General features: G+C 72.0%; 21 protein-coding genes. 12 read left to right on the top strand and 9 right to left on the bottom strand.

From position 1 onward, the window contains the following. Nucleotides 1–11 precede the first annotated feature (11 nt). Nucleotides 12–1655 carry a phosphoglucomutase (alpha-D-glucose-1,6-bisphosphate-dependent) gene (gene pgm, locus ACWD5O_RS04910; protein ID WP_450084621.1) on the bottom strand — a complete coding sequence of 548 codons (1644 nt, stop codon included), beginning with the start codon at nt 1653–1655 and terminating at the stop codon, nt 12–14. Nucleotides 1656–1702: 47 nt separating this feature from the next. Beyond that, a complete protein-coding gene (gene glgC, locus ACWD5O_RS04905; RefSeq protein ID WP_450084620.1) occupies nt 1703–2935 on the bottom strand; it encodes a glucose-1-phosphate adenylyltransferase in 1233 nt (410 codons plus the stop codon). A 72-nt stretch (nt 2936–3007) separates the two neighbouring features. Between glgC and glgA the strand changes: the two genes are divergently transcribed. The 3 genes from glgA (at nt 3008) to glgB (ending at nt 8559) form a co-directional block, all read left to right on the top strand. Further along, on the top strand, nt 3008–4216 hold the full coding sequence (gene glgA / locus ACWD5O_RS04900) for a glycogen synthase (RefSeq protein WP_450084619.1): 1209 nt from the start codon (nt 3008–3010) through the stop codon (nt 4214–4216). A gap of 177 nt (nt 4217–4393) precedes the next feature. Then, complete coding sequence (locus ACWD5O_RS04895; protein ID WP_450084618.1) at nt 4394–6469, top strand: maltotransferase domain-containing protein; 2076 nt, start codon at nt 4394–4396, stop codon at nt 6467–6469. Further along, nucleotides 6457–8559, top strand: coding sequence for a 1,4-alpha-glucan branching protein GlgB (gene glgB / locus ACWD5O_RS04890; protein ID WP_450084617.1), 2103 nt, complete (start codon nt 6457–6459; stop codon nt 8557–8559). Before ACWD5O_RS04895 ends, glgB begins: the two co-directional genes overlap by 13 nt. Before the next feature lie 2 nt (nt 8560–8561). Here the strand turns inward: glgB and ACWD5O_RS04885 are convergent, their stop codons facing one another. After that, the gene (locus ACWD5O_RS04885; RefSeq protein ID WP_354965931.1) at nt 8562–9602 is read right to left on the bottom strand and encodes an App1 family protein; all 1041 of its coding nucleotides are present in this window, start codon (nt 9600–9602) and stop codon (nt 8562–8564) included. 117 nt (nt 9603–9719) lie between these two features. On the opposite strand from ACWD5O_RS04885, the gene ACWD5O_RS04880 reads away from it, so the two are divergent. The 6 genes from ACWD5O_RS04880 (at nt 9720) to ACWD5O_RS04855 (ending at nt 16148) form a co-directional block, all read left to right on the top strand. Then, nucleotides 9720–11345 (top strand): ArnT family glycosyltransferase, encoded by a 1626-nt coding sequence (locus tag ACWD5O_RS04880; RefSeq protein ID WP_450084616.1) that lies wholly within the window; start codon nt 9720–9722, stop codon nt 11343–11345. A gap of 112 nt (nt 11346–11457) precedes the next feature. Then, entirely contained in the window at nt 11458–12072 is a 615-nt protein-coding gene (locus ACWD5O_RS04875) for an IS607 family transposase (RefSeq protein WP_354965933.1), read from the top strand. Further along, nucleotides 12069–13475 carry an RNA-guided endonuclease TnpB family protein gene (locus tag ACWD5O_RS04870; protein ID WP_450084615.1) on the top strand — a complete coding sequence of 469 codons (1407 nt, stop codon included), beginning with the start codon at nt 12069–12071 and terminating at the stop codon, nt 13473–13475. Before ACWD5O_RS04875 ends, ACWD5O_RS04870 begins: the two co-directional genes overlap by 4 nt. Before the next feature lie 16 nt (nt 13476–13491). After that, nucleotides 13492–14289 (top strand): peroxide stress protein YaaA, encoded by a 798-nt coding sequence (yaaA, locus tag ACWD5O_RS04865; protein WP_450084669.1) that lies wholly within the window; start codon nt 13492–13494, stop codon nt 14287–14289. A 105-nt stretch (nt 14290–14394) separates the two neighbouring features. Next, nucleotides 14395–15111: a hypothetical protein gene (locus tag ACWD5O_RS04860; RefSeq protein WP_450084614.1), complete on the top strand. Its 717-nt coding sequence runs from the start codon at nt 14395–14397 to the stop codon at nt 15109–15111. 74 nt (nt 15112–15185) lie between these two features. Then, complete coding sequence (locus tag ACWD5O_RS04855; protein WP_450084613.1) at nt 15186–16148, top strand: TAXI family TRAP transporter solute-binding subunit; 963 nt, start codon at nt 15186–15188, stop codon at nt 16146–16148. An 11-nt stretch (nt 16149–16159) separates the two neighbouring features. On the opposite strand, the gene ACWD5O_RS04850 is transcribed toward ACWD5O_RS04855, so the two are convergent. The 3 genes from ACWD5O_RS04850 to ACWD5O_RS04840 form a co-directional block, all read right to left on the bottom strand. Next, nucleotides 16160–17596, bottom strand: coding sequence for an ATP-binding protein (locus tag ACWD5O_RS04850; RefSeq protein WP_450084612.1), 1437 nt, complete (start codon nt 17594–17596; stop codon nt 16160–16162). Nucleotides 17597–17605: 9 nt separating this feature from the next. Continuing rightward, complete coding sequence (locus tag ACWD5O_RS04845) at nt 17606–18262, bottom strand: response regulator transcription factor (RefSeq protein WP_354965938.1); 657 nt, start codon at nt 18260–18262, stop codon at nt 17606–17608. A gap of 86 nt (nt 18263–18348) precedes the next feature. Continuing rightward, the gene (locus ACWD5O_RS04840) at nt 18349–18660 is read right to left on the bottom strand and encodes a hypothetical protein (protein ID WP_354965939.1); all 312 of its coding nucleotides are present in this window, start codon (nt 18658–18660) and stop codon (nt 18349–18351) included. A 101-nt stretch (nt 18661–18761) separates the two neighbouring features. Between ACWD5O_RS04840 and ACWD5O_RS04835 the strand changes: the two genes are divergently transcribed. Both ACWD5O_RS04835 and ACWD5O_RS04830 read left to right on the top strand, forming a co-directional pair. Then, nucleotides 18762–19100: a DUF952 domain-containing protein gene (locus ACWD5O_RS04835; RefSeq protein ID WP_354965940.1), complete on the top strand. Its 339-nt coding sequence runs from the start codon at nt 18762–18764 to the stop codon at nt 19098–19100. Between the two features lie 150 nt (nt 19101–19250). Next, nucleotides 19251–19796, top strand: a complete 546-nt coding sequence (locus tag ACWD5O_RS04830) for an acyltransferase (protein ID WP_450084611.1) — start codon at nt 19251–19253, stop codon at nt 19794–19796. Nucleotides 19797–19860: 64 nt separating this feature from the next. Here ACWD5O_RS04830 and ACWD5O_RS04825 read toward each other — a convergent pair whose 3' ends face one another. Then, on the bottom strand, nt 19861–21618 hold the full coding sequence (locus ACWD5O_RS04825) for a CDP-glycerol glycerophosphotransferase family protein (protein ID WP_450084610.1): 1758 nt from the start codon (nt 21616–21618) through the stop codon (nt 19861–19863). A gap of 509 nt (nt 21619–22127) precedes the next feature. Between ACWD5O_RS04825 and ACWD5O_RS04820 the strand changes: the two genes are divergently transcribed. Then, nucleotides 22128–24167 carry a DUF6541 family protein gene (locus tag ACWD5O_RS04820; RefSeq protein WP_450084609.1) on the top strand — a complete coding sequence of 680 codons (2040 nt, stop codon included), beginning with the start codon at nt 22128–22130 and terminating at the stop codon, nt 24165–24167. A gap of 135 nt (nt 24168–24302) precedes the next feature. Here the strand turns inward: ACWD5O_RS04820 and ACWD5O_RS04815 are convergent, their stop codons facing one another. Further along, nucleotides 24303–25268 (bottom strand): Gfo/Idh/MocA family protein, encoded by a 966-nt coding sequence (locus tag ACWD5O_RS04815; protein ID WP_354965945.1) that lies wholly within the window; start codon nt 25266–25268, stop codon nt 24303–24305. Further along, the gene (locus tag ACWD5O_RS04810) at nt 25265–26365 is read right to left on the bottom strand and encodes a DegT/DnrJ/EryC1/StrS family aminotransferase (protein WP_354965946.1); all 1101 of its coding nucleotides are present in this window, start codon (nt 26363–26365) and stop codon (nt 25265–25267) included. Before ACWD5O_RS04810 ends, ACWD5O_RS04815 begins: the two co-directional genes overlap by 4 nt. Between the last annotated feature and the right edge of the window lie 105 nt (nt 26366–26470).

The raw sequence follows: 26470 nt of genomic DNA, 5'->3' as shown, positions 1-26470 counted from the left end.
GGGGGGGGTGGTCAGGCCTGCTTGAGCACTCCGTCGACCAGGGCCTTTGCTTCCTGCTGGATGCGGGACAGGTGTTCGGGGCCCTGGAAGGACTCGGCGTAGATCTTGTAGACGTCCTCCGTGCCGGAGGGTCGGGCCGCGAACCAGCCGGAATTCGTGCTGACCTTGAGGCCGCCGATCGGGGCGCCGTTGCCGGGTGCGTTGGTCAGCGTCGCGGTGATCCGCTCGCCGGCCAGCTCGGTGGCGGTGACCTGCTCCGGGGAGAGCTTGCCGAGCACCGCCTTCTGCTCCCGGGTGGCCGGGGCGTCGATGCGGGCGTACGCGGGCGCGCCGAACCGCTCCGCCAGCTCCGCCCAGTGCTCGCTCGGGCTGCGCCCGGTGCTGCCCAGGATCTCGGCGGCGAGCAGGCAGAGCAGGAGTCCGTCCTTGTCGGTGGTCCAGGTGGAGCCGTCACGGCGCAGGAACGACGCGCCGGCGCTCTCCTCGCCGCCGAAGCCGACCGCGCCGTCCAGCAGCCCGGGCACGAACCACTTGAAGCCGACCGGCACCTCCAGCAGCGGCCGGCCCAGGTCGGCGGCGACGCGGTCGATCATCGACGAGGAGACCAGGGTCTTGCCCACCGCGGCGGCCGGGCCCCAGTCGCCGCGGGTGCGGAACAGGTGGTTGATCGCCACCGCGAGGTAGTGGTTGGGGTTCATCAGGCCGGCGTCCGGGGTGACGATGCCGTGCCGGTCGGCGTCGGCGTCGTTGCCGGTGGAGATCTGGTAGTCGGCGCGGGCGGCGATCAGCGACGCCATCGCGTTCGGCGAGGAGCAGTCCATCCGGATCTTGCCGTCGCCGTCCAGTGTCATGAACCGCCAGGTCGGGTCGACCGTCGGGTTGATCACGGTCAGGTCCAGCCGGTGCCGTTCGGCGATCTCACCCCAGTAAGCCACGCTCGCCCCGCCGAGCGGATCCGCGCCGATGCGCACCCCGGCGTCGCGGATGGCGTCGATGTCGATCGCCGTCGGCAGGTCGTCGACGTAGCTGGCGAGGAAGTCGTACTCCCCGGTGGTGTCGGCGGCCCGGGCCCGCGCGTAGGTGATCCGGCGGACCTCCTTGAGCCCGGCGGCCAGGATCGCGTTGGCCCGGTCCTGGATCCACCGGGTGACGTCGGTGTCGGCCGGCCCGCCGTTGGTGGGGTTGTACTTGAAGCCGCCGTCGTCGGGCGGGTTGTGCGACGGGGTGATGACGATGCCGTCGGCGAGCCCGCTGGTGCGCCCCCGGTTGTGGGTGAGGATCGCGTGCGACAGCGCCGGGGTAGGGGTGTAGCCGTCGCGGCTGTCCACCAGCACGGTGACCCCGTTGGCGGCGAGCACCTCCAGGGCGTCCACCGCGGCCGGCGCGGAGAGCGCGTGGGTGTCGCGGGCGAGGAAGAGCGGGCCGTCCAGGCCCTGCTCCCGCCGGTAGTCGCAGAGCGCCTGGGTGACCGCCAGGATGTGGTCGGAGTTGAAGGCGTTGCGCAGGCTGGAGCCCCGGTGGCCGGAGGTGCCGAAGGAGACCTGCTGCGCCGGGTCCGCTGGGTCCGGATGCTCGGCGTAGTAGGCGGTCACCAGGCGCGGCACGTCGACCAGGTCGGCGGGCTGCGCGGGCTGGCCGGCACGGGGATGGGTCACGGGGGTCTACCTCCTTGGTGCTGCGATCAACGACGGGCGGGCCCGGGTCACGGCTCGACTCTCTGGCCCTTGCCGATCACCACGATGCCGTTGTCGGAGACGGTGTAACGCTGCCGGTCCTTCTCCAGGTCGACGCCGATCTCGGCGCCCTCCGGGACGAACACGTTCTTGTCCAGGATGGCCCGCCGGATCACCGCGTGCCGGCCGATCTCCACACCCTCCATCAGCACCGAGCCCTCGACATGCGCCCAGGAGTGCACCCGCACCTTCGGCGAGACGATCGAGTTTTCCACCAGCGAGCCGGAGATCACCACGCCCGGAGAGACCATCGAGCCGACCGCGCGGCCGACCCGCTCCCCCCACTGGTGTACGAATTTTGCCGGCGGCCACGGCGGCTGCTCGGTGTAGATCGGCCAGTCGAAGTTGTACATGTTGAACACCGGGTGCACGTTGATCAGATCCATGTGCGCGTCGTAGAACGAGTCGAGCGTTCCGACGTCCCGCCAGTAGCCCCGGTCCCGGTCGGTGCTGCCCGGCACCTCGTTGTCCCGGAAGTCGTAGACGTTCGCCTCGCCCCGCTCGACGAGCATCGGGATGATGCTGCCGCCCATGTCGTGCTTGCTGGTCTTGTCCTCCGCGTCGCGCTCGACGGCCTCGCAGAGCGCGCGGGTGGTGAAGACGTAGTTGCCCATCGAGGCGTAGATCTCGTCCGGCGCGTCGGGCAGACCGACCGCGTCGGTGGGCTTCTCCCGGAACGCCCGGATGCGCCGGCCGTCCGCGCCGACCTCGATGACGCCGAACTGGTCGGCCATCGACAGCGGCTGGCGGATTCCGGCGACGGTCACCGCGGCGCCGGAGGCGATGTGGTCCTCCACCATCTGCCGCGGGTCCATCCGGTAGATGTGGTCGGCGCCGAAGACGATCACGTAGTCGGGCTGCTCGTCGTTAATCAGGTTGAAGCTCTGGTAGATAGCGTCGGCGGAGCCGGCGAACCACCAGGGGCCGCGACGCTGCTGCGCCGGCACCGGCGTGACGTAGTTGCCGAGCAGCGTGGACATCCGCCAGGTCTTGGTGATGTGCCGGTCGAGGGAGTGGGACTTGTACTGGGTCAGCACGACGATCTTGAGATAGCCGGCGTTGGCCAGGTTGGAGAGGACGAAGTCGACCATGCGGTACATCCCGCCGAACGGGACGGCCGGCTTGGCCCGGTCCGTGGTGAGTGGCATCAGGCGCTTGCCCTCCCCACCCGCCAGGACGATCGCGAGCACCTTGGCAGCCATGCCACGACGCTATCCACCCTCGTCCCACTTCACCACTCGTACGGGGAGTCTTCTGCACTAGGGTGCGGGGTCATGACGGAACCCACCCCGCTGCGCGTCGATCTACTGACCCGCGAGTACCCGCCGGAGGTCTACGGCGGCGCCGGAGTGCACGTCGAGTACCTGGCCCGGGAGTTGCGCCGCCTGGCCGACGTGCGGGTGCACTGCTTCGGTCTGCCGCGTACCGAGCCGGGCGTCACCGCGTACACCGAACCACCCGGCCTGACCGGCGCGAACGCCGCGCTGCGCACGATGGGCGTGGACCTGGAGATGGCCGCCGGCACGGCCGGCGCCGACGTGGTGCACAGCCACACGTGGTACGCGAACCTGGCCGGGCACACCGCGAAGCTGCTGCACGGGGTGCCGCACGTGATGACCGCGCACAGCCTGGAGCCGCTGCGGCCGTGGAAGGCCGAGCAGCTCGGCGGCGGCTACGCGCTCTCCTCCTGGTGCGAGCGCACGGCGGTGGAGGCCGCCGACACGGTGATCGCGGTCAGCGCCGGGATGCGCCGTGACGTGCTGGCCGCCTACCCGCAGGTCGACCCGGACCGGGTCCGGGTGGTCTACAACGGCATCGACACCGCCCAGTACGCCCCGGACCGGGGCACCGACGTGCTGGACCGGCTCGGCATCGACCCGGCCCGGCCCAGCGTGGTGTACGTCGGGCGGATCACCCGCCAGAAGGGGCTGCCCTACCTGCTGCGGGCCGCCCGGGACCTGCCGGCGGACACCCAGCTCGTGCTGCTCGCCGGCGCGCCGGACACCGCGGAGATCGCCGCCGAGGTCCAGGGGCTGGCCGCCGAGCTGCGCGCCAACCGCTCCGGCGTGGTGTGGGTGGCCGAGATGCTGCCCAAGCCCGAGGTGATCCAGGTGCTCACCCATGCCACCGTCTTCGCCTGCCCGTCGGTGTACGAGCCGATGGGCATCGTCAACCTGGAGGCGATGGCCTGCGAGACGGCGGTGGTGGCGACCGCGACCGGCGGCATTCCCGAGGTGGTGGCCGACGGCGAGACGGGCCTGCTGGTGCCGATCGAGCAGGCAACCGACGGTTCCGGGACCCCGCTGGAGCCGGAGAAGTTCGTCGCCGACCTGGCGGCGGCGATCAACACGCTGCTGGCCGACCCGGCGCGCACCGAGCGGTTCGGCCTGGCCGGTCGGCAGCGCGCCGTGGAGCACTTCTCCTGGGACTCCATCGCCCGCCAGACGCTCGACGTGTACCGCTCAGTCGGCGCGGTGGCCTGAGGGAGACCTGGACGCGGCCTAGATCCACACGACTTCCAGGAAACCGCCGCATCCGGGTCGCATCGATGCAGCAGTTTCGCTGAAAGCGTGTGGACCTTGACGGTTGATGCCGCCAGGGGAAGAGCACGTGATGTGCTTGGCCGCGCGCGAGCGGATCTCGCACAGTAGGTTGGCGGGGTGACTGGACGGTTCCCGATCGAAGACGTCTCCCCCGTCGTCTCGTGCGGGCGGTACCCGGCCAAGGCGGTGGTCGACGAGCCGATCCCGGTGTCGGCCCGCGCCTACCGGGAGGGGCACGACGCGCTCGGCTGCAACGTGGTCTGGACCGGTCCGGACGGCAGCACCAGGCCGTTCACCCGGATGCGCACCGGCGAGCCCGGGCAGGACCGCTGGCACGCCGTCATCCGTCCGGACGCCGTGGGCACCTGGACCTTCTCCGTCGAGGCGTTCGCCGACCCGTACCTGACCTGGCAGAACGCGGTGACCAAGAAGGTCGCCGCCGGGCAGTTACCGGCCGAGCTGGCCAACGACCTGGCCGAGGGTGCGCGGGTCCTCGCCGCTGCCCGGGAGCTGGTGCCGACCGCCGATCGGCGCAGGGTCGCCGACGCCCTCACCGCGCTGGTCGACACCGACCTGCCACTGCCGCAGCGGGTCGAGCCGGCGCTGGCCCTGGCCGACCTGCTCTGGGAGCACCCGGTGCGGGAGCTGGTGACCGCCGGTGACACGTACTCCCTCTGGGTGGACCGCAAGCGCGCGCTCTACTCGGCCTGGTACGAGTTCTTCCCCCGCTCCGAAGGGGCGGCGGGGGGCCGGTCGGGCACCTTCGCCACCGCCACCGAGCGACTGCCCGGCGTGGCCGCGATGGGCTTCGACGTGCTCTACCTGCCGCCGATCCACCCGATCGGCCGGGTCAACCGCAAGGGCCGCAACAACGCGCTCACCGCCGGGCCGGACGACGTGGGCTCGCCGTGGGCGATCGGCGCCGCCGAGGGCGGCCACGACGCCATCCACCCGGACCTGGGTACGCCGGCAGACTTCCGAGCCTTCCTCGACGCGGCGGCGGCGCAGGGTCTGGAGGTGGCGATGGACCTGGCGTTGCAGTGCGCGCCGGACCACCCGTGGGTCACCGAGCACCCGGAGTGGTTCACCACCCAGGCCGACGGCAGCATCGCGTACGCGGAGAACCCGCCGAAGAAATACCAGGACATCTACCCGGTGAACTTCGACAACGATCCCGACGGCATCCGGGCCGAGGTGCTGCGGGTGGCGCTGCACTGGGTCGGCGAGGGCGTCCGGATCTTCCGAGTGGACAACCCGCACACCAAGCCCTTCGACTTCTGGCACTGGCTGATCGCCGAGGTGAAGAAGGTCGACCCGGACGTGCTGTTCCTGGCCGAGGCGTTCACCCGGCCGGCCATCATGCACGGCCTCGGCAAGATCGGCTTCACCCAGTCGTACACCTACTTCACCTGGCGCACGACGGCGGCGGAGATGCGGGAGTACTGCGAGGAGCTGCTCGCGGCGGCCGACTACATGCGACCCAACTTCTGGCCCAACACCCCGGACATCCTGCACGAGTCGTTGCAGCACGGCGGCCCGCCGATGTTCAAGATCCGGGCGGTGCTGGCCGCGCTGCTCTCCCCCTCCTGGGGCATGTACGCCGGCTTCGAGCTGTTCGAGCACGTGGCCCGCCGCGGCGCCGAGGAATACCTGGACAACGAGAAGTACGAGCTGCGCCCCCGGGACTGGGCCGGCGCCGAGGCGCAGGGCCGCTCGCTGGCCCCGTTCATCGCCACCCTCAACCGGGTACGCCGGGACAACCGGGCCCTGCACCAGCTGCGCAACCTGCGCTTCCACGAGATCGACAACCCGGCGCTGCTCTGCTGGTCCAAACACGAACCGGAGACCGGCGACACTGTCATCGTGATCTGCTCGTTCGACCCGCGTGCCGTGCAGTGGGGCAACACCACGCTGGACATGCCGTCGCTCGGGTTCGACTGGCACGAGCGGTTCACCGTGCACGACGAGCTCACCGGCACCAGCTACGACTGGGGTCAGCGCAACGCGGTCCGGCTCGACCCGTACCTGCAACCGGCGCACGTGCTGACCGTGCGCCGCCCCACCCCGCCCGGCGCACCGGCGCCCGTCGCCACGGTCCCGGCCACGCTCACGGTCGCGGACGTACCCGCCGACCTCTCCGGCGGCACCGCGCCGACCGCTCCCGCCCCGAAGGAGCCTCGATGGACCAGCTGATCACCGGCGCGACGCACGACCCGCACGCGCTGCTCGGCGCGCACCCCGCCGACGGGCGGACCACCATCCGCACGCTGCGCCGGGGTGCGGGCGACGCCGCCGTCCTGGTCGGCGGTGACCGGCACCCGATGAAGCGGGTGCACGACGCGGGCGTGTTCGAGACGGTGCTGCCCGGCGAGGTCCTCGACTACCGGGTGGAGGTCGACGGGGCGACCCACGACGATCCGTACCGCTACCCGCCGACTCTCGGCGAGCTGGACCTGCACCTCATCGCTGAGGGCCGGCACGAGCGGCTGTGGGAGGCGCTCGGCGCCCGGGTCTTCGACGAGGGAGTGGCGTTCACCGTCTGGGCGCCCAACGCCCACGGCGTGCGGGTGGTCGGCGACTTCACCGGCTGGTCGCCGGACGACGGCTGGCCGATGCGCTCGCTCGGCTCCAGCGGGGTGTGGGAGCTGTTCGTCCCCAACGCCCGGGTCGGGGCCCGCTACAAGTACCGGGTCCTCGGCGCCGACGGGCAGTGGCGGGACAAGGCCGACCCCCTCGCGGCGTACGCCGAGGTGCCGCCCGCCACCGCCTCGGTGGTGCACCACTCGACGTACCGGTGGTCCGACGCCGACTGGCTGGCCCGGCGGGCCGAGCGGCAGCCGCACCAGGAGCCGATGAGCGTCTACGAGGTGCACCTCGGCTCGTGGCGGCCCGGGCTGGGCTACCGCGAGCTGGCCGAGCAGCTCACCGCGTACGTCACCGAGCTGGGCTTCACCCACGTGGAGTTCCTGCCGGTGATGGAGCACCCGTTCGGCGGTTCCTGGGGCTACCAGGTGACCGGCTACTACGCACCGACCTCCCGGTTCGGCGACCCGGACGAGTTCCGGCACCTCGTCGACCAGCTGCACGCCGCCGGCGTCGGCGTGATCCTGGACTGGGTACCCGCGCACTTCCCCAAGGACGAATGGGCCCTCGCGCGCTTCGACGGCACCCCGCTCTACGAGCACCCCGACCCGCGGCGCGGCGAGCACCCCGACTGGGGCACGTACGTCTTCGACTTCGGCCGCCGCGAGGTCCGCAACTTCCTGGTCGCCAACGCCCTCTACTGGTGCGACCAGTTCCACGTCGACGGGCTCCGGGTGGACGCCGTCGCCTCGATGCTCTACCTGGACTACTCCCGCAAGGACGGCGAGTGGGCCCCCAACCAGTACGGCGGCCGGGAGAACCTGGAGGCCATCGCGTTCATGCAGGAGGTGAACGCGACCGTCCACAAGCACCACGCCGGGGTGGTGCTGATCGCCGAGGAGTCCACCGCCTGGCCGGGCGTCACCCGCGCCACCGCCGAGGGCGGGCTGGGTTTCGGGTTCAAGTGGAACATGGGCTGGATGCACGACACCCTGCTCTACACCTCGAAGGACCCCATCTACCGCCAGCACCACCACCACCAGCTCACCTTCTCCCTGGCGTACGCCTGGAGCGAGAACTACCTCCTGCCGATCAGCCACGACGAGGTGGTACACGGCAAGGGCTCACTCGCCGGCAAGATGCCCGGCGACACCTGGCAACGGCTGGCCAACGTCCGGGCGCTGCTGGCATACATGTGGGCGCACCCGGGCAAGCAGCTGCTCTTCATGGGCTCGGAACTGGCCGACGACCGGGAGTGGAGCGAGGAGCGCGGCCTCGACTGGTACCTGCTGCACGACCCGGCCCGAGCCGGCGTACAGCGCCTGGTCGGCGACCTCAACCGGATCTACCGGGACACCCCGGCGCTCTGGGCGCAGGACACTGAGCCGGCCGGCTTCCGTTGGATCGCCGGCGACGACGTCGCCAACAACACCGTGTCGTTCATCCGGATCGCCCCGGACGGCTCGACGCTGGTCTGCGTGGCGAACTTCTCCGCCCAGCCACTGCACGACTACCGGATCGGCCTGCCGGCCGGCGGCGCCTGGACCGAGGTGCTCAACACCGACGCGCAGCACTACGGCGGCTCCGGGGTGGGCAACCTGGGCGAGGTGCACGCCGAGGACGTGCCCTGGCACGGCATGGTGGCCTCCGCCGCCCTCCAGATCCCCCCGCTCGGCGTCGTCTGGCTCCGCCAGGGCTAGCGTCAGACCAGGCCGGCGTCGCGTAGCAGCGACCACAGGCCGGCGCCGTCCGGTGCGGACAGCCACTTCTGCCCCACCGGCCCCGACGACGGGCGACCCGCCGGCGCCGGCAGGCTACCGGCCAGCACCGACTGGGTCGGGGAGAGCCGGCGGATCGCCACCCCGGCGACGTTCTCCGGGTGGGCGGCGGCGAACTCCCGGTAGATCTCCTGGTCGTGCTGGCCGTCGTCGCCGACCAGCAGCCAGCGCACCTCGGGGAACTCCCGCGCCAGCCGGGCCAGGGTGACCCGCTTGTGCTCCCGGCCACTGCGGAACCAGCGGTCCGCGGTCGGACCCCAGTCGGTGAGCAGCAGCGGCCCGGCCGGGTAGAGGTGCCGGGACAGGAACCGGGTCAGCGTCGGCGCCACGTTCCACGCGCCGGTGGAGAGGTAGAAGACCGGCGCCCCCGGGTGCGCGGTGACCAGCCGCTCGTAGAGCACCGCCATGCCGGGCACGGCGGCCCGGGCGTGCTCGTCGAGCACGAACGTGTTCCACGCGGCCAGCAGCGGCCGGGGCAGCGCGGTCACCATCACCGTGTCGTCGATGTCGGAGAGGATGCCGAACCGGACCTCCGGGTCGAGGATGCGCACCGGCGCGTCGACCGGCTCCGCGTCCGGCACGCTGAGCCGGACGGTCCCCCACCCGGGCGGCAGATCGGCCTCGACGAGCGTGTCGACGAAGCCGCTGCGGTCGGCCCGCGCCTCGCAGCACACCCCACCAGCTTCGATGGTCACCGTGACGTGCTTGGCGGGCAGCGTCGTGAAGCTGCGCCACCCGCGGACCTTGTCCAGCCGGCCCCGCTGGCGGGTGTCGGGACGACCCAGCAGCACCCGGCACATGACCCGCACCCAGCCCGGTGAGCCGTAGCCGGTGTACGCGATGATGTTGACCCGCCAGCCGGTGCGCCGCAGCCGACGCTCCACGAGCTGGTGCACGGCGTCCTCGATCCGCGCGGCCCGGTGCAGGTTCGGAACGGCCAGCTGGCCGGCGGGAGTGGGTGGCACCCGCCAACCCTGCCACACGTGGACGGCCACGGCCATGCGAGCCGACGCCGCGTCCTGCGAACCACAGCGGCCGGCCCGCCGTCCGTGAAACACTCCGGTCGGGACGACGACGGGGGCGTGGCCGTGTCGAATCCAGAGCAGCACCGTGGGCGATGGCGCCCGCGACTCGACCGGCCGGCGCTCGTCGCGCTGCTGTTCGGGCTGGCCGGCGTCGGGTATCGGCTGGTCCTGACGCTGTACACCGTGCCGGTGTCCAACAGCGACGAGGCCACGTTCGGTCTCGCCGCGCTGCACATCGGGCAGGGCCGCGAACGACCGGTCTTCCTCTACGGCCAGCACTACATGGGGATGCTGGAGTCGTACCTCGCCGCGCCGCTGGTCGCGCTGACCGGGCCGAGCTGGCCGGTGCTGCGGCTGCCGATGCTCGCGTTGTACGCCGTCTTCCTCTACCTGATCCACCGGCTGACCCGTCGGCTCTGCGCGCCGTGGTTCGCCGCCTTCGTCGTCGGCCTGCTGGCCCTCGGACCGGAGCGGGTGGTGCGTGACCAGCTCACCGTCGTCGGCGGACGGCCCGAGGTGAAGCCGGCGGTGCTGCTGATGCTGCTGATCACGGTGGGGCTGGCGGCCGGCACGGTCCACCGCCGACGGCTCGCCGTCGCCCTGTTCGGCCTGCTCGTCGGACTGGCCGCCTGGTCGGACTGGCTGATCCTGCCGTACCTGGCGGTGGCCGGGCTGGCCCTGGTGTGGGCGGTACGGCGGGAGCTTCTCGGCTGGTCCGGCCTGCTGCTGGTGGCGGGCTTCGTGGTCGGGGTGGCGCCGATGATCTACGACAACCTGCGAGCGCCGCCGGGGGCGGACTCGCTGTCGGTGTTCCGGGAGGTCAGCACCAAGGCGGGCCCGTTGCCGCCGTGGTCCGAGCGGATCCGGGGCGGACTGCTGGAGGGGGTGCCGCTGGCGCACGGGCTCTGCCCGGTGGACGGCTGCGGTCGCTGGCAGCAGTGGTTCGGGCTGCTCTATCCGGTGCTGCTGGTGGTCGCCGCGGTGCTCACGGTGCTCGCGTACCGCCGGGCCGCCCGGGGGTCCCGCGGGGAGCGGGCCCGGCCGGTGGTGCAGCTCGCGCTGGTCGTCGGCGCCGCGTTGACCCTGCTGTCGTACGTGCGCACCCCGCTCGCCGCGACCAGCCCGCTGGACAACGCCCGCTACCTGTCGGTGCTGCAACTGTCCCTGCCGGCGGTGCTCTGGCCGCTCTGGGTGGCCGCCGTCGCCTGCTGGCGGGGCACGGTCGGCGCGCTCGGCCGGCTCACCGGCGCGCTGGCGACCGCCGTGCTGGCCGCGCTGACCGCGACCACGCTGGTGATCACCGTGCTCTTCGTGACCACCGGCGTCGGGGCGTCGCGGACCGAGGAGCGCCAGGCCCGGGAGCTGGCCGGCGCGCTGCGTGCCGACGGCCCCCACGAGGTGTACGGGGACTACTGGACCTGCAACCGGCTGATCTTCAACACCGACGAGACGGTGGTCTGCGCTGTGCTCGACGGCGACCTGTCCCCCGGGCAGAACCGCTACCTGCCGTACTGGCGACAGGTCGGCCGGGCCGAACGACCGGGCTATGTGGTGGAGGCCGACTCGCCGATGGACCGGCGGCTGCGCCGGCTGCTCGCCGACCGGCCCGACGCCGCACCGGTCCACGAGGTCGGCGGCTATCGCGTGTACCACCCCGACACTGCGGTCCGGCCCTGGCGGTAGCCGCAGGTCGTACGCTGGCCGGGCCGCCGCGCTGGGCGCCGCCGTACCGCCCGTCGAGAAGCGGTGACTCTAGGCTTGCTCCCTTGGGCAAAGCTGCCTAAAGTTTCTCGTCGTGAGTAGCGTTTACCGGATTGGCGACTTCGCCAAGCGCGTCGGGCGGTCACCGTCGACCGTCCGGCGCTGGGAGGCGGAAGGCAAGATCACTGTCCGCCGCTCCCCGTCTGGTCAGCGCTACTTCGACGAATCCGACGTGGCCGCCGTCCTTGCCCCCGGTTTCGCCCGTGACGACCGCAAGATCGTCGTCTACTGCCGCGTTTCCTCCGCCGGGCAGCGCGCCGACCTCGCCTGCCAGGTCGAAGCCATGGAGGCGTTCTGCCTCGCTCGCGGTTTGGCAGTGGATGAGTGGGTGCGGGAAGTCGGCGGCGGAATGAACCTGACTCGCCCGAAGATGCTCGCCGTCATGGCCGACGTCAAAGCCGGGCGAGTGGCAACTTTGGTCATCGCGCACAAGGACCGGCTTGCCCGGTTCGGCTATGACTACCTTGCTCACGAGGCCGAGACCGCAGGCTGCGAAATCCTCGTCGCCAACCAGGAGTCGCTGTCGCCGCGAGAGGAGATGGTGCAGGACCTGCTGGCTATCGTGCGTACCTTCTCCTGCCGCCTGTATGGCCTGCGGCGCTACGAGAAGCAGCTCAAGGCAGCGGACTTGACCGAGGCGTCGTCGTGAAGACGACCCGAATCGCCTACTCACACCGCCTCAACGCGGGAAAATACCGCGCGCTGGCCGAGCAGGCGCGGCGGCTGGGTCGGGTCCGCGGCGAGGTGTGGCAGCGGTACGGGTCGGCGCGCGGGGCTAGGTTGAAGGACCGGCAGGTTCGCGACCGATGGTTGTCCGAGGGCATCCACCACCGGTTCGGGGTGTTGGCCAACGCGTGGAAGGAAACCGTCCGCGACGCGATGGCCGACATCGCCGCGACCCGCGAATCGGCCAAGGTGCAGGTGCGCCGAGCCATCCGCCACCACACCGGCGACCGGGCAGAGCAGAAGCGGCTGTTCAGCCTGCTCAAGGCTGACCGGTGGGCCGACGACCCGTACCTGTCCCGGCAGATGCGCTCACACTGGCGGCGCGGGCACAACCGCACCCACAACCAAATCGTGGTGCGCGCCGACCAGCACCACACCCGGGCTGACGATGGCGGGCGATTGTGGCTGGCAGTGCCCGGGCTCGTGCGGTGCCAGATGGTCCGCATCCCGTTGAACACCACCGTCGCCCCGACGGGCACGCTGCGGTTGATCCTGCGTGATGGCCGGGTGGAGATCCACTACCAGATCGATGCCGCAGGAATGAAGACCTCCCAGCGTCCATCCGGCACGGCGACGCTGGGGGTGGACAAGGGTTACACCGAGGTGCTGACCGATTCCGATGGCAACCACCACGGTGACGGTCTCGGTCATCTGCTGAGCGCCGAATCCGATCGGATCAAGGAACGCAACCGCCGCCGGGCGAAACTGCGCTCGGTCGCCAATACAGCCGCCCGGCGCGGCGACCAGGCGAAGGCTGACCGGATCGCGGCCAACAACCTCGGCACGATTAAGCGTGATCGGCAGGCCGCCCGCCACCAGGCGCGGGTGCGCACGGAGATCTTCACCGCCGTGCACTGGGTAGTGGACAAGGCCGCCGTCGTGGTGGCCGAGGACCTGACCAAGACGTTCGCCGGGCGCACGCCGCTGGGCAAGAACACCAACCGGCGTCTCGCGGCGTGGACCAAGGGGGTCACCGCGCAGGCGCTGAAGAATGTGTCGGAGCGCAGAGGTTCTGCGCTCGTGCACGTCAACGCCGCCTACACCTCACAAGTCTGTCACCGCTGCGGCTGCTTTGGCCGACGCGCCGGGGATCGGCTTCACTGCACCCTGTGCGGGGTGGTGTGGCAGGCCGACGTGAACGCCGCGATCAACGTCCTGCGACGACATGGTGACCCCGACATCACCCTGCACACCCCGCATCGCGCGGTGAGGCAGATCGTGCAGGCACGGGCCGATCGCCACCGGAGCAGACTGCCGCTCCCGGACTCCAGCCCGGCACGCCAGGCGGAGAGCGAATCATCCGACGTGCTCAGCAATGAGCATTGACAAGGAAGCGGACCCGATGTTCATTCTGCTGCCGCCCTCGGAGGGGAAGGCCGACGCCGGCACCGGTCGACGATGGTCCCCGGACCGGCTCGCGCTGCCCGAGCTGAACCCGGCCCGGGAGCGGGTGCTCGACGCGCTCGTGGCGTTGAGCGCCGGGCCGGACGAGGCGGCGGCGCTGGCCGCGCTCGGGCTCACCGAGGGCCAGCGCGGCGAACTGCGCCGCAACGCACGGCTGCGGGTGGCGGCCACCGCGCCGGCCGCGCAGGTCTACACCGGGGTGCTCTACGAGGCGCTGGACCTGGCCTCGTTGCCGGCGGCGGCGCTGCGGACGGCCCGCCGGACGATCCTGATCAGCTCCGGTCTGTGGGGCGCGGTGCGGCTCGCCGACCGGATCCCGCCGTACCGCTGCCCGATCGGCGCCCGCCTGCCCGGTGTGGGGGCGCTGTCGGCGTACTGGCGGCCGGTGCTGGCGCCGGTGCTGTCGGCCGCGGCGGGCTCGGGGCCGGTGCTCGACCTGCGCTCCGGCGCGTACGCGACCACCTGGACGCCGCGCGGGGAGCTTGCCGAGCGGACGGTGATCCTGCGGGTGCTGCACGAGCGGGAGGTCGACGGGGTGCCGGTCCGTTCGGTGGTGAGCCATTTCAACAAGGCGACCAAGGGGCGGTTGGTCCGTGACCTGCTGGTCGCCGGGGCGCGGCCGCGTACCGCCGCGGAGCTGATCGGCACGCTGCGCGACCTGAAGCACACTGTCGTGGAGCAGGCGGCCGCCCCCGGTCGGGCTCGGCACGTGGATCTGGTGGTCACCGACCTCTAGGCGGGCACCCGCAAGATTTCCTCAAGGCTGGGCGGGACCGGTTCCGCAGCGGCGGCTCAGGGGCCACGGTAGGGGAACCAAGACTCCGACAAGGGAGCTCCTCCGTTGGCCCGCGAACCCGCCCTGCTCGATCGGCCCCGCTCCCCGGCGACGCCACCCCCGCTGGACTGGCTGACCCTGGGTGACGCGTTCGAGGCCGCCTGCCTGCTGCGCTGCACGCCACGGCCGACCGCCAGGCGGCTGTCGGCGGCGCTCCCGCCGCCCGCGTCGGGAGTGGAGTTCAACCGGGAGGACGCCGCCCAGCGGATGCGGCAGTTGCTCGGCCGACTGGACATCCCGGTGACCCACGAGGTGGCCGTCGGCGGCCTGCGCCGCCGCTACGAGCTGCACCGGCTCTGGGTGCCCCGGGAACACCGTGGGAGGTACGCCCGGGTGCTCGACGCCGGTTGGTGGCAGGGTCGTCGGGAGCTGCTCGGCGGACCGCTGCCCGGTGCCTCGCCGGCACGCCGGCGATGGGTGTCCCGGCTCGCCGCGGCGGCCTGGCGTTCGGCGCTGCTGGCCGGCGGGCGGCATGTCCGCCGGCACATCCTCGGCGTGCGGCTCACCGACCGGGAGCTGGCGGCGGTGCTGATCCGTGGCGCGGCCGTGCTCGACGTGCCGGCCCTGCTCCGTCCCGGCACCGGCTGTTTCCTGGTCAGCGTCGCCGACGGGCCGGACCGGGCACGGATCCTGCGCAGCGCGGCCATGGAACCGGCCAGCACCGCAGCTATGGAACCGGCCGGCACCGCGGCACCGCAGCCGGAGAGCCGCCCCGCCTGCTGACCCGGGCGCGGCCGGCATCGGCGGCCGGTCGAACGGGCTTGCTCGCACCGGCCCGACGGCGGACAGTGCACCGCGTGAGTCGTACCTCGCCCAGCCGGCCCGGTCGCCGCCGTCCGGGGACGGCGGCGCTGCTGACGCTGCTGCTGGCCGCGACGCTGACCGGGGCGGCCAGCTGCCGGGACGGCCTGGCCGAGCCGCTGCGGATCCGCATCGCCACGGGCAGCCCCACCGCCGTCTACTACGCCTTCGGGCAGTCCCTGGCAGCCATCCTCAACCGGGAGTTGCCCGGCGTGCAGGCCAGCGTCATCGTCACCGCCGCCTCGGCGGAGAACGTCCGGCTGGTCGGCTCCGGCGAGGCCGAGCTGGGCTTCACCCAGGCCGACGTGCTGCCCACCACCACGTCGGACAGTCCGACGGTCGACGCGGTCGCCCGGGTCTACGACGACCAACTGCATTTGGTGACCACCGGCGGCGGGCCGGTCCGCACGGTCGCCGACCTGCGCGGGCGGCGGGTCTCCGTCGGCGCGCCCGGATCCGGCACCGAGATCACCGCGACCCGGCTGCTGGAGGTGGCCCAGCTCGCTGACGAGGTACGCCAGGAGCGGCTCGGGCTGGACGACTCGGTGATCGCGCTGCGGGCCGGGCGGATCGACGCCTTCTTCTTCTCCGGCGGGCTGCCGGTGCGGGGCATCAAGGAGCTGGCCGGGCGCAGCGCCACCCGGATCGTGGACCTCGGCGAGTGGACGGAGCCGCTGCGCGCACGCTACAGCGAGGTCTACGTCTCCCGGGACATTCCCCGCTCGGTGTACGGCGTGGACCCGGTGACCACGGTGGCCAACCCGAACTACCTGATAGTCCAGGCCGCCCTCCCGGAGCGGTTGGTCCGGGAGGTGACCCGGCTGTTGATGGAGCGCCGGGCCGAGCTGGGCGCCGCGCATCCGGCGGCGGGGCGGATGAGCCCCCGCTCGGCGATCGCCACGCCGCCGCTGCCGCTGCACCCCGGGGCCGCCGCCTGGTACCGGGCGGCCAAGCCCTGACACCCGGCCCGCTAACGGGCCAGGGTGGAGCGTAGGTCGACAGCCGGTTCCTCGTCCGGCGACTCCGCCACGGGGACCGGCTGAGGCGTCGGGAACCACAGGCCGGCGACCAGCCCACGCGGCTCCCCCCGGCGCATGGTGAGCCGACCGTCGGAGGCGTCCACCAGCACCGCGGCGATGGTCAGGCCGAGCCCGGCGCCGTCCACGTTCTGCGCGTCCGGTGCCCGCCAGAACCGTTCGGTGGCCTGGCCGAGCTGGCTCTCGGTCATACCCGGACCGGTGTCGCGCACCTCCAGGTTCACCCCGTGGTCGCGGCTGGCCACGGTCACCGTCACCGCCCCACCGGCGCCACTGAACTTCACCGCGTTGTCGATCAACGCGTCCAGTGCCTGGTCGACGGCGGTCGGCACGGTCTGGACGTACGCCGGGGCGTCGGTCGTGACGAGCCGCAGCGCGACCGACCGGTGCCGGGCCAGCGGCGCCCAGAAGGCCACCCGGGACGCGGCCACCGCGGCGGCGTCCACGGTGACCCGCTCGTTCTCCTCACGTTCGGCACGGGCCAGGGTGAGCAGCGCGTCCAGCACCAGGGCCAGCCGGTCGGTCTCCTCCAGGGCCAGCCGGTGCTCGGAGCGCCCGTCCGGGTCGGTCAGGCTGGGGCCGAGCTCCTCCACCCGCAGCCGCAGCGCGGTGAGCGGGTTGCGCAGCTGGTGGCTGGCGTGCGCGACGAACGCCCGCTGCCGGTCCATCACGTCGGACACCACGTCGGCCATGTGATTGAAGCTCGCTGCGAGCCGGCGTAGCTCCGGCGGGCCGAGCCGGTGCAGCACGCGCGCCTTCCGGTCGCCCTCGGCGATCTCGTGGGTGACCGCGTCCAGCTCGGTGACCGGGCGCAGCACCCAGCCGGCCAGGCCGAACGCGGTGAGCACGCAGGCCAGCACCGCGAGCAGGCCGGCCAGGGCGAGCAGCAGCCACCAGGCGGTGACGGTCCGGCGGATCGGGTCGGACGGGGTCACGATCACCACCGCACCGAGGACCTCGCCGCCGTCGTTGATCGGCACCGCCACCACCACCGCGCCGGCCGTCCACGGCAGGACCGACTCGGGGGCGCTGGTCTGCTGCCCGGACAGCGCGATGTCCAGCGCCGTTCTGGTCCCCGTGGCCGGACGCCAACTCGTCGAGGCGACCACGGTGCCCCGCTCCCGGTCGACGACCGCCGCGCCGATCGCGTACAGCTCGTCGTAGCTGCGCAGCTCCGCCTCGATCGGGCCCGGCCCGCCGCCGCGTAGCACCGGTCCGGCCAGCGAGGCGAACCGGGTGGCGTCGGCGAGCCGGTCGGCGCGTACCCGTTCGGTCTCGCGGCTGGCCAGGGTGGCGGCCAGCGGGGTCTCCAACGCGATGAGGACGAGCACCATCAGCAGCAGATAGCTGATCACCAGTCGACGGCGCACGGCGGCCCCTCACGCATCGCGCAGCCGGTAGCCGACCCCGCGTACGGTCTCGACCAGGCGGGCGTCGCCCAGCTTGCCGCGCAGCGACCCGACGTGCACCTCGACGGTGTGCCGGTCGGTCCAGGTGGTGCCCCAGGCGTCGAGCAGGATGCGGTCGCGTGGCACCGCCACCCCGGGCTGACGGGCCAGCGAGAGCAGCACGTCGAACTCCTTGCGGGTCAGCGTGACCTCCCGGCCGTCCACCGTCAACGTCCGGGCGGCGACGTCGATGCGCACCGCGCCGGCCTCGATCAGGTGCCGTTCCGGAGCGGCGTTCGCGGCCCGGCGCAGCACCGCCTCGATGCGGGCCTGCAACTCCACCATCGAGAACGGCTTGACGACGTAGTCGTCCGCGCCGAGGCGAAGGCCGAGCACCCGGTCGCGTTCCTCGCCTCGGGCGGTCACCGCGATGATGCCGAGCTGGCTGCTGCGCCGGCGCAGCTCCCGGCAGAGGTCGGTGCCGTCCCCGTCGGGCAGGGTCAGGTCGAGCAGCACCAGGTCGCACGGGGCGGCGGCGAGCCCGGCGGCGACGGTGGCGGCGTGCTCGACCTCGTACCCGCGGCGGGTGAGGGCGGAGGAGAGCGCGGCGGCGACCCGGCGGTCGTCCTCCACCAGCAGGATCCGCACCCGTGCCCCCGTCCATCGCAGTGTCGTCCTGCGAATGGTGGCAGAAGGTTGCCGCGAGCGGGAGGGCCGCCTCCCGGCCTGCTCGACTAGAGGCCGAAGACGTCGTCGGCGACGGCGTCCCGAACGCCATCCACGAAGCCCCGGAAACCCGGGTCGTCGTGGCGGGCCGGCACGCTGGTGACGTTGACCCCGCTGGCCTGGGTGACCGCGTCGACCAGGGGTGCGTAGTCGATCTCGGCGTCGGTGAAGGCGTCGTCGTCCGCCTCGGCCAGGTTGATCACGTGCTGTACGTCATCGGACGGGGTGTCCGGGTCCTCGGCCCACTCGCCGCCAGCCCGGTAGCACTCGTCGTACAGCGCGCGCTGGGTATCGGTCCAGTCCTCGTCGTAGCTCTCCATCGTCACCCTCCCGCCGCCTGCTCCACCTGAGCATGCCGGGCCGCGACCGGCGTCGGCGGCGGTACGGCCGAAACGCCTGCCGGCCCCCGTAGGCTGCCACGGTGATCTACAAGTTGCTGCCGACGGTGGAGTGGGACGACGCCCGGGCGGTCGGCCACCTGGTCGGCTCGGCGGTGGACCGGCAGGATGGCTTCATCCACCTATCCGCCGCCGACCAGGTGGTGGAGACGGCCCGACGACACTTCACCGGCGCCACCGGGCTCACCCTGCTGACCGTGGACCCGGAACGGCTGGGCGACGCGCTGCGCTGGGAGCCCTCGCGGGGCGGCCAGCTCTTTCCCCACCTGTACGGCCCGCTGCCGGTGACCGCGGTGGTGTCGACGCAGACGCTTCCGGCTGATCAGCCGGCCGCCGACGCGGTGGCGGCGCTGCTGGCCTGAGCGGTCGCTATGCTACGCCGAGTCCCGTGCGCCCCGGCCCCACGCTCCGTGCCTGGGCGGGCGTGGCAGCCCCGATCCGCGCGGCCGATGGCACGCCGACGCGGGTCACCGACGGCGCCCGGCGCGCCCTGCGACCATGCGAGTTGAAGGATGACTGACAGCAGTTCCCCGTCCCCCTCGGTCTTCGTCCACCCCACCGCCGACGTGGAGGAGGGTGCCCGGATCGGCGACGGCACGAAGGTCTGGCATCTGGCCCACATCCGGTCGTCGGCGGAGGTGGGCGCCGGCTGCGTCATCGGCCGCAACGTGTACGTCGACGCCGGCGTCACGGTCGGCGACCTGGTCAAGATTCAGAACAACGTCTCCGTCTACCAGGGGGTGACCCTGGAGGACGAGGTCTTCGTCGGCCCGTGCGTCGTCTTCACCAACGACTTCCGGCCCCGCGCGCAGAATCCGGACTGGAAGATCACCCCGACCATGGTGCGCCGGGGCGCCTCGATCGGCGCGAACGCGACCCTGGTCTGCGGAATCGAGGTCGGCGAGTACGCGATGATCGCGGCCGGCTCGGTGGTGACCAAGGACGTCGCGCCGTACCAGCTCGTCGCCGGCAACCCGGCCCGTCCCAAGGGCTGGGTCGACGAGCGCGGCGAGGTCATCTCCCGGGACGTGGACAACCCGCCGCAGCGGCAGGGCTGAGCCGACGACGAACGGCGGTGTACGGAACGCATCCGTCCACCGCCGTTCGTGTCGGTCGGGCCGTTCAGCGGCAGAGCCGGGCGATCTCCTCCTGGAACCGGTCCATCGGGTTCTCCTCGGCCGGACCGAGCAGGTAGGTCTTCAGCTCACGCCGGGCCTCGACCATCGGGTCGTCGTCGGCCCGGGTCACGGCGACGATCTTCTCCAGCTCGCCGCAGTCCCGGCAGAGCAGGTACGCCGCCCGGGCGGTCGGGTACTCCCGCCGGAACTCGTCCTCCGGCAGGCCGCTCGGGTTGGCCACCACGTACGGCCGTTCGCTCTGCACGAAGTCCGAGACCACACTGGAGACGTCGCTGATCAGCAGGTCAGTCTGGTTGAAACAATCGAACAGCGCCGGCGTCCGGCCGGTGACCACGAGGTGCCGGGTACCGTCCAGCGAGGTCGCGTCGGCGTCACCGCCAGCGCTCCGGATGAGTTCCACCAGCCGCTCGTGCACCGCCTTGGCGTCCTTGGAGCGGGAACCGGTCAGCGGGTGCGGCTTGTAGATGACGCGCACCTCGGGCCTCGTCGCCAGCAGACCCTGGATGATCCGCTCCCCCATCAGCACGAGCGAGGTGTGGTACGGGTCGTCGTCCAGCCACCCCTCCCACGTCGGGGCGTAGAGCACGGTGAAGGGCCGATCGACCGACTCCGCGCCGAAGGTGTGCACGCCGGCGAGCTGCGGGCGCCCGATCTCCACGATGTCGGTGTCGAGCACGCCCACCCCCGCCCGGGCGTACCGCTCGCGACCGGCGAGACCGGCGACCCAGACCTCGTCGTACACCTTGCTGTAGGGGTTGACGCTGGCCGCCTTGTCGCTGTCGCCGTGCCCGACGAAGACGTGCTTCATGCCCGGCTCGCGGAGCATGTGGATGTTCGCGCCGACGTTCGCCGCGTAGAGCGCCGTGCGTACGCTGCCCAGTTCGAGGTTCATGAAGTCCACCCCGGCCGGCACACAGATCACCGGCAGTCGGGTGTCGGCGAGCTCGGTGAACGCCTCCCGGCTACGCATCAGCACCACCGCGCGCTGCTCCAGCGCCTCGGTTGGAGCGAGCCACATGTTCGCCTGGTAGGCGTCCTTGGCCGGACCGGCGAAGTAGAGCGCCACCTCGGGCCGGTGGGTGTCGAGCCAGCGCTGGACGGCGGGCAGCAGCGGGCTCTGCCCGGAGCCCCGGCCGCGCAGCCAGGTCAGCGCGACGATCCCACCGACGACGGCGGCGGCGAGCACCGCCCCCGCTCCCGCGCCCAGCACCGGCGCGACGGTGTCGAGGGCGGCCGCGACCACGGCGGCCGGCGCCAGCACCACGTTGACCAGGGCCAGTCGGTCACCGGCGAGCCAGGCCGCCCACCCCGGCGGACGGGGCGCGGAGCGCATCGGCCCGAGGTCGATGTTGCGGACCAGCGCCGAGACCGGGTTGCGCCGGTCGATCATGGTGGCGAGGGCGCCGGCGAAGACCGAGATCAACCAGACCGCGGCCGGCAGCAGCAGGATCAGGCTGAGCTCCCCCGCGCTGGGGCGCACCGTGGCCACCACCAGCAGGACGATCGCGAGGTCCCTGGTGAGCTGGCGGTAGTCCCCGCGCAGGCCGACCTTTTCCAGCAGGGTGTGCGTGGCTGGCGACCAGCGGGCGAGCGCGTACTCGCCGCCGAGGGCGGCCAGCCCGGCTAGCGTGAAAACGACGGCCCAGCCGAGCGCACCGGCGACGAGCATCACGACGTAGGCCAGCAGCAGCAGCGCGCCGCGGGCCGCGACTCCCGCCGGTCCCATCAACTTACCGAACAAGGACTAGCTCCCTAAGAGATCGACGACTGACTCCACGGGCCACCACTGGCGCCGTGACGGCCTGGATCCCCCGCTTTTGCTGCGATCGTGGGCGTGCCGGGCGTCGCCGGTGAGCCCCTCGCCGAGCCGCCATCGGAGGACCGGTCGGCCGAGGCGGCCCACCTGCCCACCCGCTGAACCTGACCCGCGACGACAACCGGCGCTCACGCGGCCCCCCGCTACCGCGCTGGTGTGACCTTAACGCGAAGGAACGCGCCGGTATTGATCGGGTGCCGCAGTGTCAGGCGAAAAGTCCCCCGGGGTCCGGATCGCCGCCCCTCCGGGTCGGCGCGAATCGGCTCCACCTGAGAACGTCGTGAGGGCCGCGGACGGTGTCCGGTCTCGATAGAACCTCGCCGGTCGCCGGTTCCTATACTGGGCCGGCCGCCTGGGCCGAGTGACGGCCGCCCACGCAGTAGTCGATCACGGCGGTGTCCGCGGAGAGTTACCGTCCCCAAGGAAGGATCTGCGTGTTCACAACCCTGATCGCCCTCGTCGTGGCCCTTGTGCCCGGGGCGGTGCTCGGCTTCGCCCTGCCCCCGGGGCGCTACCGGTGGGCCGTGTGGGCCGCCGCCCCGGCGACCACCCTCGGTCTGGTCACGGTCGGAATGGCGTGGTTGCCGACGCTGGGCCTGCCCCGGAGCGCCCTGGCGGTGCTCGTCGCGGAGCTGGTGCTGGCCGGTGCCGTGGTCGTCGTGTCCCGCCTGTTCTGGCGAGGGTTGAGCAACGCGGACGAGGAGGGCGGACGGCCGAGTCTCCGCGCACGCTTCCGCCCGCTCCCCTCGGTCCGTCCCCGCTGGGTCGACATGGCCGGTGTCGCCGTCCCGTCGGCGATCACCATCGCCTTCGGCTGGCTGATGCTCGGCCGGCTCGTCGCCCCACCCGGCTGGGACGCCATGAACCACGGCTTCCTGACCCGCCGCATTCTGGAGACCGGCAGCGTCATGGTCACGTCGGCGTGCACATCCGGCGTCAACGAGGTGGCGGTCTCCTGCAAGTTCTACCCGTTGGCCGCCGACATCTCCTGGGCCCAGGCTGTCCAGATCACGGGCGGCTACATCAGCACCGCCATGGCGGCCTGGTCCATCATCCTCGGCCCGCTCGCCCTGGTGGCCAGTGTCTACGGCGCCGCTCGCGCGCTCGGCGCCCGGCCGGTCGTCGCCGCCTGCGCCGCGACCGCGCCCGCCTTCATCGGCCCGATGTGGGTTTCCGTGGTCAACGGGCGGATCAACGAGCAGACCGCCCCGGCCATGGCGGGTGCCATCGCCCTGTTGGTCGCACTCGCGCTGCGTGGCCCGCACCCGGTACGGCTGGGGCTGCTGGCCGGGCTCGCCGGTGCCGGCCTGGTCATGACGCACACCTACGACGTCCTGTTCATCGGGGTGCTCACGATCGGCGTGGTGCTGGCGCTCCGCGCGCCGTTCAAGCTGCGTCACGGCGTCACCGCCCTCGGCACCATGGTCGTCGCCGCGCTGCTGCCGCTGCTGCCGCTGCTGGGTGCCCTGCTCGGTGCGAACGGCGAACGAACCTCCAACGAGCCCGCCCTGCCGAACATGTGGGACAAGTCGATCGAGTACTGGGTGACCCACCCCCAGCGCTACGCGCTCTTCGGCTATCCGCTGGTGCCGAGCAAGGACTTCGTCTTCACGATGTCACCGATCAGCGTCGCCGTGGTCATCACGATGGCCTGCCTGCTGGTCTCGCCGTTCTGCCTGCTCATCCCGCGGCTGCGCTGGGCCCGGCCGTGGTTCGTGGCCGGGGCCGTCTTCACCGTCATCGGCATCTGGACCACCAGTTCCGAGTCGACCGCCGCGGCCACGCTGGCGGGTCTCTGGTACGGCGTCCGCGAGCGGGTCCGTTCGATGATCTTCCCGGTCTACGGCGTCCTGACGGTGGTCGGTGCGGTCGTCATCGGGATCGCGATCCAGTGGCTCGTGTCGCGGCTGGTGGCCAAGGCCCGTGGCCTGCGCGACTCGGCCGTGCCGGCCGCGGTGGCCGCGACGGTCCTGGTGCTCGCGCTCATCGGGTTGGGCGCCGTGCCGTCGAGCTGGAAGCCACTGCGGACGGCCATGATCAACAGGGCTCCGCTCGGCAATTCCTACGTCCAGACCTACGAATGGCTCAGCGAGAACACCCCACCCGGCAGGACGGTGGCCTACGACCGGCACCGCGAATTCATGTCCTGGGCGTACGCCGACTACAAAAACCCGCTGCTGTTCGGCATTCCGCCGCTGCCCGGCCTCACCGAAGCGGGCGACGACTACGAGCGCCGCTGGGCCGCCTTCAACTGGCTCGTGGGCAGCGAAGGTGCGGTGCCCGCCGGTTGCGAGGTACGCCGGTTCGGCGTCGAGTACGTCGTCGTCGGCAAGCGCGGCATTCCCGCCGCGACGAAGAACTACAAGCAGGCGTTGCTGGACGCCAGCGACAAGGTCACCCTGGTGCAGAAATTCGGCCGGATCAAGATCTACCAGGTCACCGACGCGGGGCGGGCCTGCGCGTCCGACGGCTGACCGACCGCCCGCGAGCCTGACCCGGCTCGGCGGGCGGTAGTCGAGGGGGAGCGTCCGCCCGCCCGCCAGGCGACGCTCCCCCTCGGATACACGAAAGGGCGGGGCGACCGTGGTCGCCCCGCCCTTTACCGTCCGTCAGCGGCCGTTGTCGGCGAAGAGCCGACCCACCACCCGGTGCGCCGGCAGGATCCGCTGCCGCTCGACGTCGGCGTCGGCGGTGCCGGCGACGATGTCCAGGAAGTGGTCCAGCTGGGCGGCGAGCGGCTCGCGGTTCGTGATCAGCTCCGGCACCTCGATGATGCTCTGCTGCCGGTAGCCACGGCCGTCCGGAGTGGCGGCGTCCAGTGAGACGTGCCGGTAGATGGTCACGTCCTTGCGGATCAGGTCGGCCTCGATCAGCCGGTCGACCTCGCTGATCACCAGGGTCCGCACCTTGCGCTGCCCGATCCGGCTCGCCGACACGTTGGCCAGGGCGCCGGTGCCGAACGACAGCACGGTCTCCGCCACGTCCTCCGCCTCGGTGAGCGAGTCGGGGTGGAAGTGGCCGAAGGTCCCGCGTACCGTCGCCGGCTCCTCTCCGCCGAAGGCCTGGATCGCCAGGTCGACGTCGTGGATGAGCAGGTCCCAGGCGACCCCGGTGCGGATCCGCGGCGCGTACGGCGAGTGCCGGGTGGCGGTCAGGTGCAGCGGGCGGTGGACCAGGGCAAGTGCCGTCAGCACCGCAGGGTTGAACCGCTCCAGCAGCCCGCACAGCAGCGGCACCCCGCGCTTCTCGGCGGTCGCCACGATCTCCTCGGTCTCCGCGAGGCTGCCGCAGACCGGCTTTTCGATCAGCAGCGGCTTGTCGGCGGCCAGGACCTGGTCGGCGAGGCCGCGGTGGAACTCGGTGGGAGCGGCGATCACCACCGCGTCGACGTCGGAGAGGTCGTCGGCGTCCGGGGACCAGTCGGCCCCGTACCGCTCGGCAGCCTGCTGGCCGACCGAGCGTCGAGGCTCGATGACCCGGGCCAGCTCGGCCCGGTCGGACTGGGCGACCACCCGGGCGTGCAGCGAACCCATGACCCCGGTGCCGACCAGGGCGAAACGCAGCTTGGCGGTCACGCGCCGACCGCCTTCCGGACGGCCTCGACGACCTGGTCGAGGTCGCTGTCGGTGAGGTGGTGGTGCACCGGCAGGGAGACGCACTGGCGGACCACCCGGTCGGTCACCGGCGCCGGGTCCGCGATCACCCGAGGGTGGTCGCGGTAGCAGTCGTAGTCGTAGACCGTCTTCGGGTAGTAGATGCCGCAGCCCACGCCGCTCTCGGTCAGGCGGGCGATCACCTCGTCGCGGCTCACCGGAGCCTCGTCGGTGACCAGCACCGTGTACTGGTGCCAGACGTGCGACCGGCCGGGCAGCTCGGTCGGCAGGCGCAGCCCGGGGACGTCGGCCAGACCGGCGGAGAGTCGGCCGGCGTTGTCCTTGCGGCGCTTGACGTTCCCGCCGTACGCGGCGATCTGCGGGATGCCCAGCGCGGCCTGCAGGTCGGTGAGGCGGTAGTTGTGCCCGGCCACCTCGTACTGGTAGCGCTGCCGCATGCCCTGGTTGCGCAGCACGCGCAACCGGTCGGCGAGCACCGCGTCGTTGGTGGTGATCATGCCGCCCTCACCGGTGGTGAGGTTCTTGGTGGCGTACAGCGAGAAGGTGCCGAGACCGAAGCTGCCGGCGCCGCGGCCGGAGATGGACGCGCCCAGGGACTGCGCGGTGTCCTCGACCAGGCCCAGGCCGTGCTTCTGGGCCAGCGGGGCGATGGTGTCCATGTCGGCGGGCTGGCCGTACAGGTGCACCGGCATCAGCACCCGGGTGCGCGGGCCGATGGCGTCGGCGAGCGCCGCCGGGTCGACGCAGAAGTCATCCTCGCGAATGTCGGCGAACCGGGCGGTGGCGCCCGCCTCGAGGATGGCGTTGAGGGTCGCGACGAAGGTGAAGGGGCTGGTGACCACCTCGTCGCCGGGCTGCAGGTCGAGCACCTGAAGCGCGGCCACGAGGGCAGTGGTGCCGTTGTTGACGGCGACCGCGTGCTCGACGCCGACCAGCTCGGCGAACTCGCGCTCCAGGCGGGCCACCATGGGCCCCTGCGCGATGACACCCGAGCGGATCACCTCGACCGCCAACCGTTCGGCTTCCTCGTCCAGCTTGACGACGGAAATCGGGATCACAACAGCTCTCCTTGAGGTATGGGGCAGCGTGCAGACCGTAACAGCGCGGGAGATGCCCGGCACACCTGGACCACCGCGACGCGAATCCCCCCAGCGCCGGACCGG

This window comes from Micromonospora sp. NPDC005161 (assembly GCF_053599855.1).
Note: the sequence above shows the minus strand (reverse complement) of the source record. Positions and strands in the feature narration are given on the sequence as shown.